Annotated in this window: 11 protein-coding genes and 1 tRNA gene; 6 read left to right on the top strand and 6 right to left on the bottom strand. The window is 64.2% G+C overall.

All coding sequences use genetic code 11. From position 1 onward, the window contains the following. Window positions 1–134 precede the first annotated feature (134 nt). Entirely contained in the window at window positions 135–668 is a 534-nt protein-coding gene (locus ALII_RS0117650; protein ID WP_024588552.1) for a BA14K family protein, read from the top strand. Between the two features lie 59 nt (window positions 669–727). Here ALII_RS0117650 and ALII_RS0117645 read toward each other — a convergent pair whose 3' ends face one another. After that, on the bottom strand, window positions 728–1633 hold the full coding sequence (locus ALII_RS0117645; RefSeq protein ID WP_024588551.1) for a helix-turn-helix domain-containing protein: 906 nt from the start codon (window positions 1631–1633) through the stop codon (window positions 728–730). Between the two features lie 226 nt (window positions 1634–1859). Here ALII_RS0117645 and ALII_RS0117640 point away from each other — a divergent pair, with 226 nt between their 5' ends. Further along, on the top strand, window positions 1860–3962 hold the full coding sequence (locus tag ALII_RS0117640; protein ID WP_024588550.1) for a PQQ-dependent dehydrogenase, methanol/ethanol family: 2103 nt from the start codon (window positions 1860–1862) through the stop codon (window positions 3960–3962). A gap of 77 nt (window positions 3963–4039) precedes the next feature. Here the strand turns inward: ALII_RS0117640 and ALII_RS0117635 are convergent. Further along, a tRNA-Thr gene (locus tag ALII_RS0117635) sits at window positions 4040–4115 on the bottom strand. Between the two features lie 263 nt (window positions 4116–4378). Here ALII_RS0117635 and ALII_RS0117630 point away from each other — a divergent pair. From ALII_RS0117630 to ALII_RS0117620, 3 genes are read left to right on the top strand one after another with little or no spacing between them, the layout of a single operon-like run. Further along, window positions 4379–4870, top strand: a complete 492-nt coding sequence (locus ALII_RS0117630; protein WP_024588549.1) for a (2Fe-2S)-binding protein — start codon at window positions 4379–4381, stop codon at window positions 4868–4870. A gap of 58 nt (window positions 4871–4928) precedes the next feature. After that, window positions 4929–7283, top strand: a complete 2355-nt coding sequence (locus ALII_RS0117625; protein WP_024588548.1) for a xanthine dehydrogenase family protein molybdopterin-binding subunit — start codon at window positions 4929–4931, stop codon at window positions 7281–7283. A gap of 10 nt (window positions 7284–7293) precedes the next feature. After that, window positions 7294–8094, top strand: coding sequence for a xanthine dehydrogenase family protein subunit M (locus ALII_RS0117620; RefSeq protein ID WP_024588547.1), 801 nt, complete (start codon window positions 7294–7296; stop codon window positions 8092–8094). 33 nt (window positions 8095–8127) lie between these two features. Here the strand turns inward: ALII_RS0117620 and ALII_RS0117615 are convergent, their stop codons facing one another. Together ALII_RS0117615 and ALII_RS0117610 are read right to left on the bottom strand one after the other, a co-directional pair. Next, window positions 8128–9042 (bottom strand): DMT family transporter, encoded by a 915-nt coding sequence (locus ALII_RS0117615; RefSeq protein WP_024588546.1) that lies wholly within the window; start codon window positions 9040–9042, stop codon window positions 8128–8130. Continuing rightward, window positions 9039–9992 carry a nitronate monooxygenase family protein gene (locus tag ALII_RS0117610; protein WP_024588545.1) on the bottom strand — a complete coding sequence of 318 codons (954 nt, stop codon included), beginning with the start codon at window positions 9990–9992 and terminating at the stop codon, window positions 9039–9041. Before ALII_RS0117610 ends, ALII_RS0117615 begins: the two co-directional genes overlap by 4 nt. A 200-nt stretch (window positions 9993–10192) precedes the next feature. Between ALII_RS0117610 and ALII_RS0117605 the strand changes: the two genes are divergently transcribed. Further along, window positions 10193–11230: a hypothetical protein gene (locus ALII_RS0117605; protein WP_024588544.1), complete on the top strand. Its 1038-nt coding sequence runs from the start codon at window positions 10193–10195 to the stop codon at window positions 11228–11230. On the opposite strand, the gene ALII_RS0117600 is transcribed toward ALII_RS0117605, so the two are convergent. Beyond that, a complete protein-coding gene (locus ALII_RS0117600) occupies window positions 11231–12835 on the bottom strand; it encodes a cisplatin damage response ATP-dependent DNA ligase (protein ID WP_024588543.1) in 1605 nt (534 codons plus the stop codon). Continuing rightward, on the bottom strand, window positions 12835–13845 hold the full coding sequence (locus ALII_RS0117595) for a ligase-associated DNA damage response exonuclease (protein ID WP_024588542.1): 1011 nt from the start codon (window positions 13843–13845) through the stop codon (window positions 12835–12837). Before ALII_RS0117595 ends, ALII_RS0117600 begins: the two co-directional genes overlap by 1 nt. Between the last annotated feature and the right edge of the window lie 57 nt (window positions 13846–13902).

Here is a 13902-nt window from a genome sequence, read left to right as displayed (position 1 = left end):
AAGAATAGTCAGTAGAACCGTCATTATCCGCTGCAGGGCCAACCTTACCAAAATGTCATGATGCGGTTCACGTTGAGTTCATGTGGGAACCTTCATTCTGCTTGGGCGTCTTTGAGGACAAAGGAGTTAGCGAAATGAAGAAGTTTCTTTCGATCATCTGTGCCACGACAATGGCGTTCACCGGCGTCGCCGCAACGAGCGTAACCGCGAGTGCATCTCCGGCATTGATCCGTGCCGTCGATGCTGGTGCCGGCACATCGAACGTCATCGATGTCCAGTATCGCCGCGACGACCGTCGTTTCGATCGCCGGACCGAACGTCGTATCGATCGGCGCATCGATCGCCGTCAGAACCAGCGGGCCGCACAGCGCGGTTTCTATCGCCAGGGCAATTACAGCTACTACAACGGCCACCGCGGCTACCGCGACCGCCGTGCCGGCTACCGCCAGCACAACGGCTTCTGGTTCCCGGCAGCGGCCTTCGTCGCCGGCGCCATCGTCGGCGGTGCGGTGAGCCAGCCCTCGCGCACGGTCGTCGTCCAGCCGGGTCGCATGTCGCAGGCCCATGTCGATTGGTGCTACTCGCAGTACCGTTCCTACCGGGCATCGGACAACACCTTCCAGCCCTACAACGGCCCGCGCCGCGCCTGCTCTTCGCCCTATGGCTAAGAGACTGCCAGACGGCTTTAGAAAAGAGGGCGGCCTTCGGGTCGCCCTTTTTCGTCGGTTCAGTTGCGGTGCTGTCGCAGATAGTCGCTGGGTGCGCAGCCGTAGCGGCTCTTGAACGAGCGATTGAAATTCGAGATGTCGTTGAAGCCTGCGCCGAGAGCGGCATCGGTTATCGAATCCGTTCCGCCACCGACACGCAGGAATTCGGCGACGAGCCTCAGCCGCTTTTCTCGCAGAAGGCGCACGAAGCTGGTCCCCCTGGCGAGAAAATCCCGCTGCAACTGGCGTTCCGAAATATTCAGACGCCGCGCCAGCCAGCCGAGCGACATGTCGGGTCGATGCAGATTGCGCTCCATCAACGTCACGGCCATCTCGCACCGGTTCTCGGCGCTGCTGGCGCGTGAGGCGTCGATGCCGTGATCGCCCGGCGTAAACGCGATCCGCGTCAGGTCATAGAGCAGGCGCGGGTCGCCCCGCGTCTTCTGTTCTGCCATCGCCGTGCGTCCGGCGCTGAAAAAACCGCGCATCGGCGCGTGCATCGGATGGTGCGCATCGAGCTTGTGCCCGATCCTGAGCTGGTTGTCGGCTTCGAGCAGGAACGAGCCGCGCGGCATGTGGACGGAAATGAACTGCGCCTCGCGTCCGCCATAGCCGATCGACGCCTCGCGGGTGGAATCGAGCAGGTAGAATTCGCCCGGGTCGAGCGTCTCGCGGCGGCCCCTGTGATCGATACGCGACTGCCCTTTGATCTGCACGACCAGAAAGATGTATTCGCTGTCGTCCTGCTGGATGCCCTTGCGCGTGCGGATGATCTGGTCGAGGTCGCACGCGAAATCCGCAACGTCGAGCCCGTGAAAGGCGAAGCTGCGCACATAGCCTTTGACTTCGCGCTGCCGGGTGCCGGGAACGCCGTAGTAATTGCCGCAAGTGGTGCGCAGCCGCGCATCCCAATCTTCGAAATGCACCCGGAACTCCTCCCAGATTTCCGCGCGGCGAAATTCCGCAAGGGAAGTCTAGCCACGTGAGGCGGCAATGCAAGCGCGGGCAGCAGGACTTTGGTCGCACCATGCCGGCACCGGCTGCGATGGCGTAAAAGTCCAAGCCAAGTGCGAAACGCGCTTCTACGCTGCGATTTGCGATGACGCATGGGAGGAGACCGATGCGCCGTCGCGAACATGACGGGAGGAGCGCATGCCACGTAGCCATCTTCTGGCGACCGCAGCCGCGTTGTCGGTTCTGACATCGGTTGCCGCTGCCCAATCTCTGACACCCGAGGCGATTTCCGCGGCCGTCGCCGGCGTCAATGCCGAGGCGATCATCCAGAACCGCGAGACGACGCGCAACTGGCTGACCCACGGCCTCGACTTTCAGGAAACGCGCCACTCGAAGCTCGACGCGATCGATGCGACAAATGTCGGCGAGCTTGGCCTCGCCTGGGCCACGAGCCTCGAATCGCGCCGCGGCGTGGAAGCGACGCCGATCGTCGTCGACGGCGTCATGTATGTCACCGCGTCGTGGAGCGTCGTCCACGCGCTGGACGCCAGAACCGGCGAGGAAATCTGGCGCTACGACCCGGAAGTCCCGCGCGAGCACGCGTCCAAGGGCTGCTGCGACGTGGTCAATCGCGGCGTCGCGCTGCATGAGGGCGTCGTCTATGTCGGCGCCTTCGACGGCAATCTTCATGCCATCGACGCCGTCACCGGCGAGCGCAAATGGATGGTCGACACCATCGAAAATCGCGACATGGCCTATACGATCACCGGCGCCCCGCGCGTCTACAAGGGCAATGTGATCATCGGCAATGGCGGCGCCGAATATGGCGTGCGCGGCTACATCACCGCCTACGACGCCGAAACCGGCGACGAGAAATGGCGCTGGTATTCGGTCCCCGGCGATCCGTCCAAGCCGTTCGAGAACGAGAGCATGGAAAAGGCCGCCGAGACCTGGGACGCCTCGGTTCCCTATTGGGAAGCGGGCGGCGGCGGCACGATGTGGGATTCGATGGCCTACGATCCCGAACTCGACCTGATGTATGTCGGCACCGGCAATGGCAGCCCGTGGAACGCAAATCTGCGCAGCCCCGCCGGCGGCGACAATCTCTATCTGGCCTCCGTCGTGGCCTTGAACCCCGACACCGGCGAATATGTCTGCCACTATCAGGAAACGCCGGGCGATAGCTGGGACTACACCTCGACGCAGCACATCATCCTCGCCGACCTCGAAATCGAGGGCGAGGAGCGCAAGGTGTTCCTTCACGCCCCGAAGAACGGTTTCTTCTACGTCGTCGACCGCACCGACTGCTCGTTCATCTCGGCGGAAAAATTCGTCGAGGTGACCTGGGCCGAAGGCTACGATGCGGATGGACGTCCGATTGAGAACCCGGCGGCGCGTTCGCGCGAAGATAGCTGGGAACAGGTGCCGAGCGCCTATGGCGCGCACAACTGGCACCCGATGTCGTTCAATCCGCAAACGGGTCTCGTCTACATTCCCGCGCAGGGCGTCCCGCTCGTCCAGCAGCACGATCCCGAATGGTCGTTCAACGAGCATCTGCCCGGACGCGCCCACTCCAATCTCGGCTGGAATCTCGGCTACCTTTTCAACACGACGGCACCGACCGCGACGCCCTTCGGCCATCTTCTGGCCTGGGACCCGGTCGCGCAAAAGGAGGTCTGGCGCGCCGAGCACGTCTCGCCGTGGAATGGCGGCACGCTGACGACGGCCGGCAACCTTGTCTTCCAAGGCACCGCCGACGGTCGCTTCATCGCCTACAATGCTGCGACCGGCGAAATGCTCTGGCAGACGCCGGTAGGCTCCGGCGTCGTCGCCGCGCCCGTCACCTACATGATCGACGACGAGCAATATGTTTCGGTCGCGGTCGGCTGGGGTGGGGTCTACGGCCTTTCGCAGCGCGCGACCGAGACGATCGGGCCCGGCAAGGTCTACACGTTCAAGGCCGGCGGCACGGCTTCGATGCCCGAAATGGTCGAGAACGATCCGGCCGAACTCGTCGAAGGCGTCGCCTACAGCCCTGACGACATCGCACCCGGCGGCGCGCTCTACGTCTCGAACTGCCTGTTCTGCCACGGCGTTCCGGGCGTCAACAATGGCGGCAACATTCCCAATCTCGGCTTCTCAGACGCCGCCATGCTGGAAGGCGCGCCTGAGCTTCTGTTGAGCGGCGCTTTCGTCGAAGGCGGCATGCCGACCTTCGAGGGCAAGCTCACCGAGGCGGAGATCAAGCAGATCGTCGCCTTCATCCAGGGCACAGCGGACGCGGTACGCCCCAAGCCGTGACGCGTCGGGCCGCGGGATCGATGGGTTCCGCGGCCTCTTCAAAGAGAGGTGCGAACGAAGAAAGGGAGGGAAGGAACTGGTGCCGCTTAGGTGACTCGAACACCTGACCCCATCATTACGAATGATGTGCTCTACCAACTGAGCTAAAGCGGCCCGTCGAAAACCGCCCGGAACTGCGGGGGCTCGAAAGTGAGCGCTTGATATCGCCATCGGCCGGCAAATTCAAGCACCCTGCGCGGAATTTCGAGACCCGCGATCGGCACCGGCGCAAATGCCCGCAAGGCGCGGCTCCGGTGCCGTCGATGTGATGCAACGAAGGTTGTAAGTCCTTGCTGCGGCTGTGGACTCCTGACCAAGCTGCGCTAAAGTTTTGCCCAGGCCTTCTGGGCGTGATCGGAAAAGTGGAGGGAGAACGAATGTCGGACGTTTCTATGGTCGTGAATGGCCGCAAGGTCTCGGGCAATGTGGAGGACCGGACATTGCTCGTCCATTATCTGCGCGAGCATCTGGGTCTGACCGGCACGCATGTCGGTTGCGACACGTCGCAGTGCGGCGCCTGCGTGGTTCACATGGACGGCAAGGCGATCAAGTCCTGCTCCATCCTCGCCGCCCAGGCCTCCGGGGCCGAGATCACCACCATCGAGGGCCTCGCTCCCGGCGCCGATCTCCATCCCATGCAGGCCGCCTTCAAGGAGCATCACGGCCTCCAATGCGGCTTCTGCACGCCGGGCATGATCATGACCGCCGTCGACATGGTCCGCCGCCATCCGGAAGGACTGGACGAAAAGACCGTCCGCAACGATCTCGAGGGCAATATCTGCCGCTGCACCGGCTACCACAACATCGTCCAGGCGATCCTGTCGGGCTCGAAGACAATGGCCGGAACGGGCGAGACCAAGGCGGCCTGACCGCCGGTCCGATCCTTTGAAAATTCACTCGGTTCGGTAACCGGAGGAGGTACTGAAAATGGGTATGGAAGGCATTGGCGCCCGGGTGGCGCGTAAGGAAGACAAGAGGTTCATCACCGGCGCCGGGCGCTACACCGACGATTTCGTCGTCCCCGGCATGAAGTTCGCGGCCTTCGTCCGCAGCCCGCATGCGCATGCCCGCATTCGCGGCATCGACGTCGAGGCGGCGCGGGAGATGCCCGGCGTCATAGACGTCCTGACCGGTCCCGAGATGAAGACGGACGGCATCGGCAACATCATCTGTGGCTGGATGATCCATTCGAAGGATGGTTCGCCGATGAAGATGGGCGCCTGGTCGCCGCTGGCGACGGATACGGTGCGCTATGTCGGCGACGCGGTGGCGATCGTCGTCGCCGAGACCAAGGGCCAGGCGCGCGACGCCGCCGAGGCGGTCGACGTCGACTATGAGGAACTCGAAGCCGTCATCCTGCCGGAAAAGGCGATGGACGCGGGCGCGCCGCAGGTCCATCCCGAGGCCGACAACAATTTGATCTTCGATTGGGTGATCGGCGACGAAGGCGCGGTCGAGGAGGCGTTCGGGAAGGCTGCGCATCGCGTCAAGCTCGACATTTTGAACAACCGGCTGATCCCGAACGCGATCGAGCCGCGCTCGGCCATCGGCCACTACAACAAGGCCGAAGATCACTACACCTGCTACACCACCTCGCAGAATCCGCATGTGGCGCGTCTCGTCATGAGCGCGTTCTACAATGTCGCGCCCGAAAACAAGCTGCGCGTCATCGCACCGGATGTAGGCGGCGGCTTCGGCTCGAAAATCTACATCTATCCGGAAGAAATCACCTGCCTTTGGGCTTCGAAGAAGACCGGCGTGCCGGTGAAGTGGACGGCGGATCGCTCGGAAAGCTTCCTGACCGACGCCCACGCCCGCGACCATGTGACGACGGCCGAGATTGCGCTCGACGCCGACCACAAGATCACCGCGCTTCGCGCCGACACGATCGCCAATCTCGGCGCCTACATGTCGCTCTTTTCGTCGGCGACGCCGACCTATCTCTACGCCACGCTCCTGTCGGGCCAGTACGAGATCCCGGCGATCTACTGCAACGTGAAGGCGGTCTATACGCACACCTGCCCGGTCGATGCCTATCGCGGCGCGGGCCGGCCCGAGGCCACCTATGTCGTGGAACGCCTGGTCGAAACGGCCGCGCGCGAACTCGGCATCTCGCCGGTCGAACTGCGCCGGAAGAACTTCATCAAGTCCTTCCCCTACCAGACGCCGGTCATCATGAATTACGATTCCGGCGACTTCAACGCGCTGATCGATGCCGCCACCAAGGCCATCGACTATGACGGCTTTACCCGCCGAAAGGAGGAAGCCAAGGGCCGCGGCAAGCTGCGCGGCATCGGCATGAGCTGCTATATCGAGGCCTGCGGCATCGCGCCGTCGGCTGCTGTCGGCTCGCTCGGCGCCGGCGTCGGGCTTTGGGAATCCGCCGAAGTGCGCGTCAATGCGGTCGGTACGGTGGAAGTCCTGACCGGCGCCCACAGCCATGGCCAGGGTCACGAGACGACATTCGCACAGCTCGTCTGCGACCGCTTCGGTCTGCCGATGGACAATGTGTCGATCGTCCATGGCGACACCGACAAGGTACAAATGGGCATGGGCACCTACGGCTCGCGCTCCGGGCCGGTCGGCATGTCTGCCATCGTCAAGGCGCTCGACAAGGTCGAAGCCAAGGCCAAGAAGATCGCAGCCCATATCCTCGAAGCCGACGAAGGCGACATCGTCATCGAGAATGGCGAGTGCAAGGTCGCCGGCACCGACAAGACGGTGCCGTGGTTCCAGTTGGCGCTCGCCGCCTACACCGCGCACAATTTGCCGGGCGGCATGGAGCCGGGCCTGAAGGAAGGCGCGTTCTACGACCCGACCAACTTCACCTTCCCGTCGGGCTGCTACATCTGCGAGGTCGAAATCGATCCCGATACGGGCAAGACCGAGATCGTGCAGTTCGTCGCCGCCGACGATTTCGGCCGCGTCATCAACCCGATGATCGTCGAGGGTCAGGTCCATGGCGGCCTGGCGCAAGGCATCGGCCAGGCGCTTCTGGAAGGCGCGGCCTATGACCGCGATACCGGCCAGCTCGTCACCGGCAGCTACATGGACTACACCATGCCGCGCGCCGACGACCTGCCATCCTTCCAGGTGCCGATGACCGAAACGATCTGCCCCGGCAATCCGCTCGGCATCAAGGGCTGCGGCGAGGCCGGCGCGATCGGCTCCCCGCCGGCCGTCATCAACGCGATCACCGATGCGATCGGAAACAACGACCTGTCGATGCCCGCCACGCCACAAAAGGTGTGGGCGGCGCTGAACGCGGCAACGCGGCACTAGGAGGACGCACATGTACCAGACCAATTATCACCGCGCGTCGTCCCTCGAAGACGCCGCAAAGCTGCATTCCGGCGCGGATGAGGCGAAGTATGTGTCGGGCGGCATGACGCTCATCCCGGCCATGAAGACGCGCCTGTCGGCACCGTCCGACCTGATCGACCTGCGCCATGTCGATGGCTTGAAGGGCATCAGGGTCTCCGGCCGCGAAGTCGAGATCGGTGCGGCGACGACCCATGCCGACATCGCGCAGTCGAAGGAGATCGAGAGCGCCTGTCCGGCCCTGCACTACATGGCGAACCATATCGGCGATCCGCTGGTACGCCATCTGGGCACCATCGGCGGTTCGGTCGCCAACAACGATCCGGCGCAGGACTATCCGGCGGCACTTCTGGCTGTCGACGGCACGATCGTCACCAACAAGCGCGAGCTCAAGGCCGACGCCTTCTTCACCGGCCTGTTCGAAACCGCGCTGGAAGAGGACGAGATCGTGACGGCAGTGAAGTTCACCGCGCCGGAGAAATGCGGCTACGAAAAGTTCCGCAATCCCGCTTCGCGCTACGCGATGACGGGCGTCTTCGTGGCCAAGGGTGCCGGCGGCGTTCGCGTCGCCGTCACGGGCGCGGGCGAGAACGGTGTCTACCGAGCGAAGGAGTTGGAGGAAAAGCTCGCCTCCAACTTTTCGGCAGGCGCGCTCGACGGGGCCACCGTGCCGTCGTCCAATCTGATGTCCGACATGCACGCCTCGTCGGAATACCGCGCCAATCTGGTGGTGGTGATGGCAAAGCGCGCCGTCGCGAAGGCGGCGGGCTGAATTGGCCGCGGGCGGCTTCGGCCGCCCGCTCGCCTATCTTGTGATCACCGGTGAATTGCGGCGATTGATGCGCTCCCGCCATGCGATGGTGATCGCGCTGGCGATGATCAGCGCCGCGCCGATCCAGCTTGCCAGCGCCGGCACCTCGGCGAACAGGATGTAGTCGTAGAACGCCGCGAAGATCAGCGTCAGGTAGAAGAACGGCATCACGAAGCTCGCTTCGCCGCGCCGCAGCGCCTGGATGAAAAGCGCTTGCACGGAAATCATTGTTGCGCCTAAAGCCGCCATCAATATCCATTGCCCGGAGTTCGGCGCGACCCACACGAAGCTCGCGGCGGTCGCCGCCAGTGCCGCGCCGGCGAAATTGTTGATTGCAAGAATGCGCAGTGGTGGCTCGCTGTCGGCGAGCTTCTTGATCAGAATCGCCTCCGCGCCCATGAAAAGCGCGGCGAGCAACGCCACCAGCGCGATCGGCTGGAACGCTGCCGACCCTGGCTGGACGATGACCATCGCGCCGATGAACGCGACCGCCGCCGCGCCCCAGCGCCACGGCCCCACCTTCTCGCCGAGCAGCGGGATCGAGAGCAGCATCGCGACCACGGGATTGAGGAACGAGATGGCGTTGGCGTCTGCCAGTCGCATCAGCCCCGATGCCGCAAAGAGCGCGCTGACGCCCGCCCAGCCGAACAGAACGCGCAAGGCGTGATTGGCCCACCGCGTCCCGGCGAAGGAGGGGCGCCACGCCATAAGAAACGGCGTCAGGACGAGCGCTGCGAAGCAGAACCGACCCGCCGAAATCTGGAACGGATGAAGCGGGTTGTCTCCGCCCGCAGGTCCCAGCATCTTGGCGACCAGTGTCGTGCCGGCAAGAAGCGCGCAGGCCAGAACCATCAGCCCGACGGCGACGGCCGCATCCTTCGGGCTGTGCTTCGCCGGGCGATCGCTCAAGCGGCGAGCTTCTTCTTCGCGTCCTCGTATTCGCGCGCCAGCCTGTCGACGAGTTCGGCCGCGCCGATAACGGAATCGACCGCGCCGATGCCCTGGCCGCAACCCCAGATGTCCTTCCACGCCTTCGACTTGTCGCCGCCGAAATTCATTTTGGACGGGTCGGATTCGGGCAAATTGTTCGGGTCCATGCCGGCTTTTTCGACCGAGCCCTTGAGGTAGTTGCCATGAACGCCGGTAAAGAGGTTGGAATAGACGATGTCGGCGGCCTTGGAATCGACGATCATCTGCTTGTAGTCGTCGGACGCACGCGCTTCCCGCGTGGCGATGAAGGGCGAGCCGATATAGGCCATGTCGGCGCCCATCGCCTGCGCAGCCAGCACTGCGCCGCCATTGGCGATTGCGCCCGAAAGCAGCAGCGGACCATCGAACCACTGCCGGATTTCCTGGACGAGGGCGAAGGGCGAGAGCGTTCCGGCATGACCGCCGGCGCCTGCAGCAACGGCGATCAACCCGTCCGCGCCGCGCCTGATGGCGTTGCGCGCATGTCGGTCGTGGATGATGTCGTGCAGCACGATGCCGCCATAGGAATGAACGGCCTGATTGACCTCCTCGACCGCGCCCAGCGAGGAGATGACGATCGGCACCTTGTATTTGACGCAGAGCGCCAGATCCTCTTCCAGCCGCGTGTTCGACTTGTGGACGATCTGGTTGACGGCGAATGGCGCCGCCTTTGCTTCCGGGTTCGCCGCGTCATGTGCCGCGAGTTCTTCGGTGATCTGCGCCAGCCATTCGTCGAGCTGCGAGGCCGGGCGCGCATTGAGCGCCGGGAAGGAGCCGACGATGCCGGCCTTGCACTGGGCGAGCACCAGCGGCGGATGCGAAATGATGAACAGCGGCGAGCCGACGACGGGAATGCGCAGATTGGTCTTCAGGATGTCGGGCAGCGCCATTCGGGTCCTCCGCGGAAAATTTGACGTTTGCGTAAACGTCATTACTAGAGCATCGAACCGAAAAGTGGAAATCGGTTTTCGCGCGGCGAGCGTCGTTCGGTCACATGCGGGGCGCTGCGGCATTGAACCTCGCGCCGGGCACGTTTAACGATGTCGCAACGATCGTGGTCAATGATCGGTAAACAATAAAAGGGTGCCGCTTGGACGGGATCGAGCAAGCAATCAGACGAGCCCTCGCCAAGGGAAATTCGGACGACCGCGCTTTTCGCGAAAAGGTCTATCGCTCGGCATTCGCCGCGCTGGATCGCTCGTTGAAGGAAAAGCCAGAGCTGACCGTCGAGAACGCGATCAAGCGGCGCAAGACGCTGCAGGCGACGGTCAAGTCCATCGAAACCGAATATGTGCCTGCATTGGCGCCGGAGCCGATCGCGGTCGCGCCGGTTCAGCCGCAGCTGACGCCTGCCGTCGCGCCCGAACTGCGCGCCGAACGGCGGGTGGCAGTGGCCGATGCCGCGCCGCGTCTCGAACCGGAAACGCCCGCGCAAGCGCGCCGGCCCGTCAGGCTCGACCAGCCGCGCCCGGCACGCGAGCCTCGCAAGAAACGGCGTGGCGGCGGACGTGTTCTTTCCCTCATCACCGGCCTCGTCATCCTCGTGGTGCTCGGCACCGGCCTCTGGTGGGCCTACGCCAATTTCGGCCACTTCATCGGCAGCGACATGCGCCAGATCGAAGCGGCCATCAACGAAAGCCGGGGCCAGTCGGGGCCGCCCCCGCTTTCCGCCGACGGCGCGAATGCCGAAGCGGGATGGACGACCATCTTCCGGCCGGAGGACATCCAGCTCGTCTCTCCGCCCGAAGGTGCCTCAGTCGACGCGATCGAGGATGAAACGGGCGCTTATCTACGGATTCGCTCGGATGCCTCGGGCACCCCGATCGCCTTCAACGTCGCGCAAAATCTTCTCGAGCGCTTCGCCGGTGAGCGCGTCGTTTTCAACATCGTCGCGCGCGGCATCGACGGCGAAGCGACGCAGATGTCCGTCGAGTGCAATTTCGGCGCCATGGGCAATTGCGGGCGCACCCGCTACGACGTGGGAACGGCGCAGGAAGATCATCTGTTCGAAGTCGCGCTTGCCGACGCGGCGGCAGGCCGATCCGCCTCCATCGCAATCAACACGGATGTGTCCGGCGAGGGTCGCGGCGTGGAAATCTTCGCGATCCGCATGCGCGCGGCGGATTGATCAGCCGTCGAGCATCGACAACAGGACATCGAGCCGGTCGGCCTCGCCGGCCGGCTTGTCCCATCGTAGGCGCGAGACGCGCGGAAAGCGCATCGCAACGCCGGATTTGTGCCGCGTCGAGCGATTGAGCCCTTCGAACGCCACTTCGATGACGAGCCCATGGTCCGGCTCCGCCCGCACCGAGCGCACCGGCCCGAAGCGGTCGATCGTGTTGTCGCGGATGTATTTGTCGAGCAGCTTCAGTTCCTCGTCGGTGAAGCCGAAATAGGCCTTGCCGACAGGCACGAGTTCCGGTTGGTCCTCAGGCCCGGTCCACACGCCGAACGTATAGTCCGAATAGAAGCTCGAGCGCTTGCCATGCCCGCGCTGCGCATACATCAGCACGGCATCGACCGTGTAGGGATTGCGCTTCCACTTGAACCACGGCCCCTTCGGCCGCCCCGGGACATAGGTCGAATCGAGCCGCTTCAGCATCACCCCCTCGATCACCGGATGCGGCGGCGTCTGGCGCATGGCGTCGAGTTCGCCCCATTCGGTGAAATCGACCAGCGGCGACAGGTCGAACCGGGTCGGATCGAGCGTTGCCACGAAGGCTTCGAGCCGCTCCCGGCGCTCGGCGAAGGGCAGCTTGCGCAAATCCTCCTCGCCAAGCTGGAGAAGGTCGTAGCAGCGCACGAAGGCCGGAAACTGCTTCTGGATTTTCGGCGCCACGACCTTGCGGTTGAGCCGCTGCTGGAGGCCCGAAAACGTGCCCGTATCCCCGTCCGGCGCGCCGACCAGCAATTCGCCGTCGATCGCGGCATCGAAATCCATCGCTTCGAGAAGGTCGGGGAAGGTGCCGGAAATGTCGTCGCCGGTGCGCGAATAAAGCCGCGCGACGCCGTCCTCGCAAACGACCTGCACCCGAATGCCGTCCCATTTCCATTCGGCCGCGTAGTCCGCCGGCTCGATCCGGGCGAGGTCCGCATCCTCGACCGCATTGGACAGCATGACCGGCCGGAACATCGCCCGCGCGGCGTGGACGGGCTTTTCGCCTTTGCCATCGAGCCAGGCAAAGAGGCTGAGATAGGGCGGCTCCAGCCCGTGCCACAACTCCTCGATCTCGTGAACATGCACCTTGCCGTAATCGGCCAGCGCCTGCTTGGCAAGACGCGCCGAAACGCCGACGCGCAAGCCGCCGGTGACGAGCTTCAGCACCGCGAAGCGCGACGCCGTCTCCATGCGATCGAGCAGTCCGGCGAGCACCTTCGGTGCGTCCGAGCGGCTGGCGGCATGAAGCTGCTCAACCGCTTCGGAAAGCGATACCCCGCCGGGGATCGCTTCCACCTCGGCATCGATGCCCCAGACGAGCGAGACCGTCTCGGCAAGATCGCCGACATAGTCGTAGGAATAGGCGAACAGCGTCTCGTCCATCCGATCGGCCATCAGGGCGCGCAGCACCCCGGGCTTGACCGCGTTGAACGAGAGATTGCCGGTGATCGCCGCCAGCGCCAGCCCGCGATCGGGGTCTGGCGCCTCGCGGAAATAGTCCTGCATCAGCGTCAGCTTCGCATTGCGCGAGGACGTGATCAGCAGCCGGTCGAGCAGTTCGGCGAAGCGGTCCATTATTCTGCTTCGTCCTCGTAGCCGACGAGATGCAGCGGCCGCGCCTTGATGCCGTTGAGCTCGCACCAGCGCACCAGCGCTTCCTCGCGGCCATGCGTCACCCAGACCTCGCCCGCCTTCACCTCGCGGATCGTCGCGATCAGTTCGTCCCAGTCGGAATGGTCGGAGATGATCAGCGGCAGCTCCACCCCGCGCTGCTTCACCCGCTGCCTGATCCGCATCCAGCCCGACGCGAAGGAGGCGACGGGGTCGGGAAAGCGGCGTGCCCAACGGTCGGCGAACGCCGACGGTGTTCCAACGACGATCGCCCCGGCGAACTGCGCCTTCGACCCGCGCTCGATGGTCGCCGGTTCGAGCGATCCCAGGTCGATGCCCTGGCTCTGGTAATAATCGCACAGCTTCTGCAGCGCGCCGTGGATGTAGATCGGCTCGTTATGGCCCGCCTGGCGGATCAACTTGATGACGCGCTGCGCCTTGCCGAGCGCATAGGCGCCGACGAGATGGGCGCGCTCGGGAAACTGGCGGACGGATTTCAAGAGCCGCGCGATCTCGGCCTTGTCGTCCGGATGGCGGAAGACGGGGAGGGCGAAGGTCGCCTCGGTGATGAAGACGTCGCACTCGACGGGCTCGAACTCCTGCGCCGTCGCATCCGGCCGTCGCTTGTAGTCGCCCGACGCCACGATCCGCAGTCCGTCCTTCTCGACCGCGATTTGCGCCGAGCCGAGCACGTGCCCCGCCGGATGAAACGAGACGCGCACCCCGTTGATGTCGAGGTTGTCGCCGAAATCGATCGCCTGCGATGCCCCCGCGAAATTCTCGCCATAGCGGATGCCCATGATGTCGAGCGTCTGCGGCGTTGCCAGCACGTTCGCATGGCCAGGCCGCGCATGGTCGGCATGGCCGTGCGTGATCAGCGCGCGCGCGACCGGACGCACCGGATCGATGAAGAAATCGCCGGGCGGGCAGTAGAGGCCTTCGGGACGCGGGATCAGCAACTGGTGCGGGTTCATGGTTCCCAACAGATAGGATTTCCGCGCCGCTCGGAAAGGGATTGCGAAAGCTGCGAA

It is taken from the genome of Aliihoeflea sp. 2WW, assembly GCF_000497755.1.
Classification (GTDB): Bacteria; Pseudomonadota; Alphaproteobacteria; order Rhizobiales; family Rhizobiaceae; genus Aliihoeflea.
Note: the sequence above shows the minus strand (reverse complement) of the source record. Positions and strands in the feature narration are given on the sequence as shown.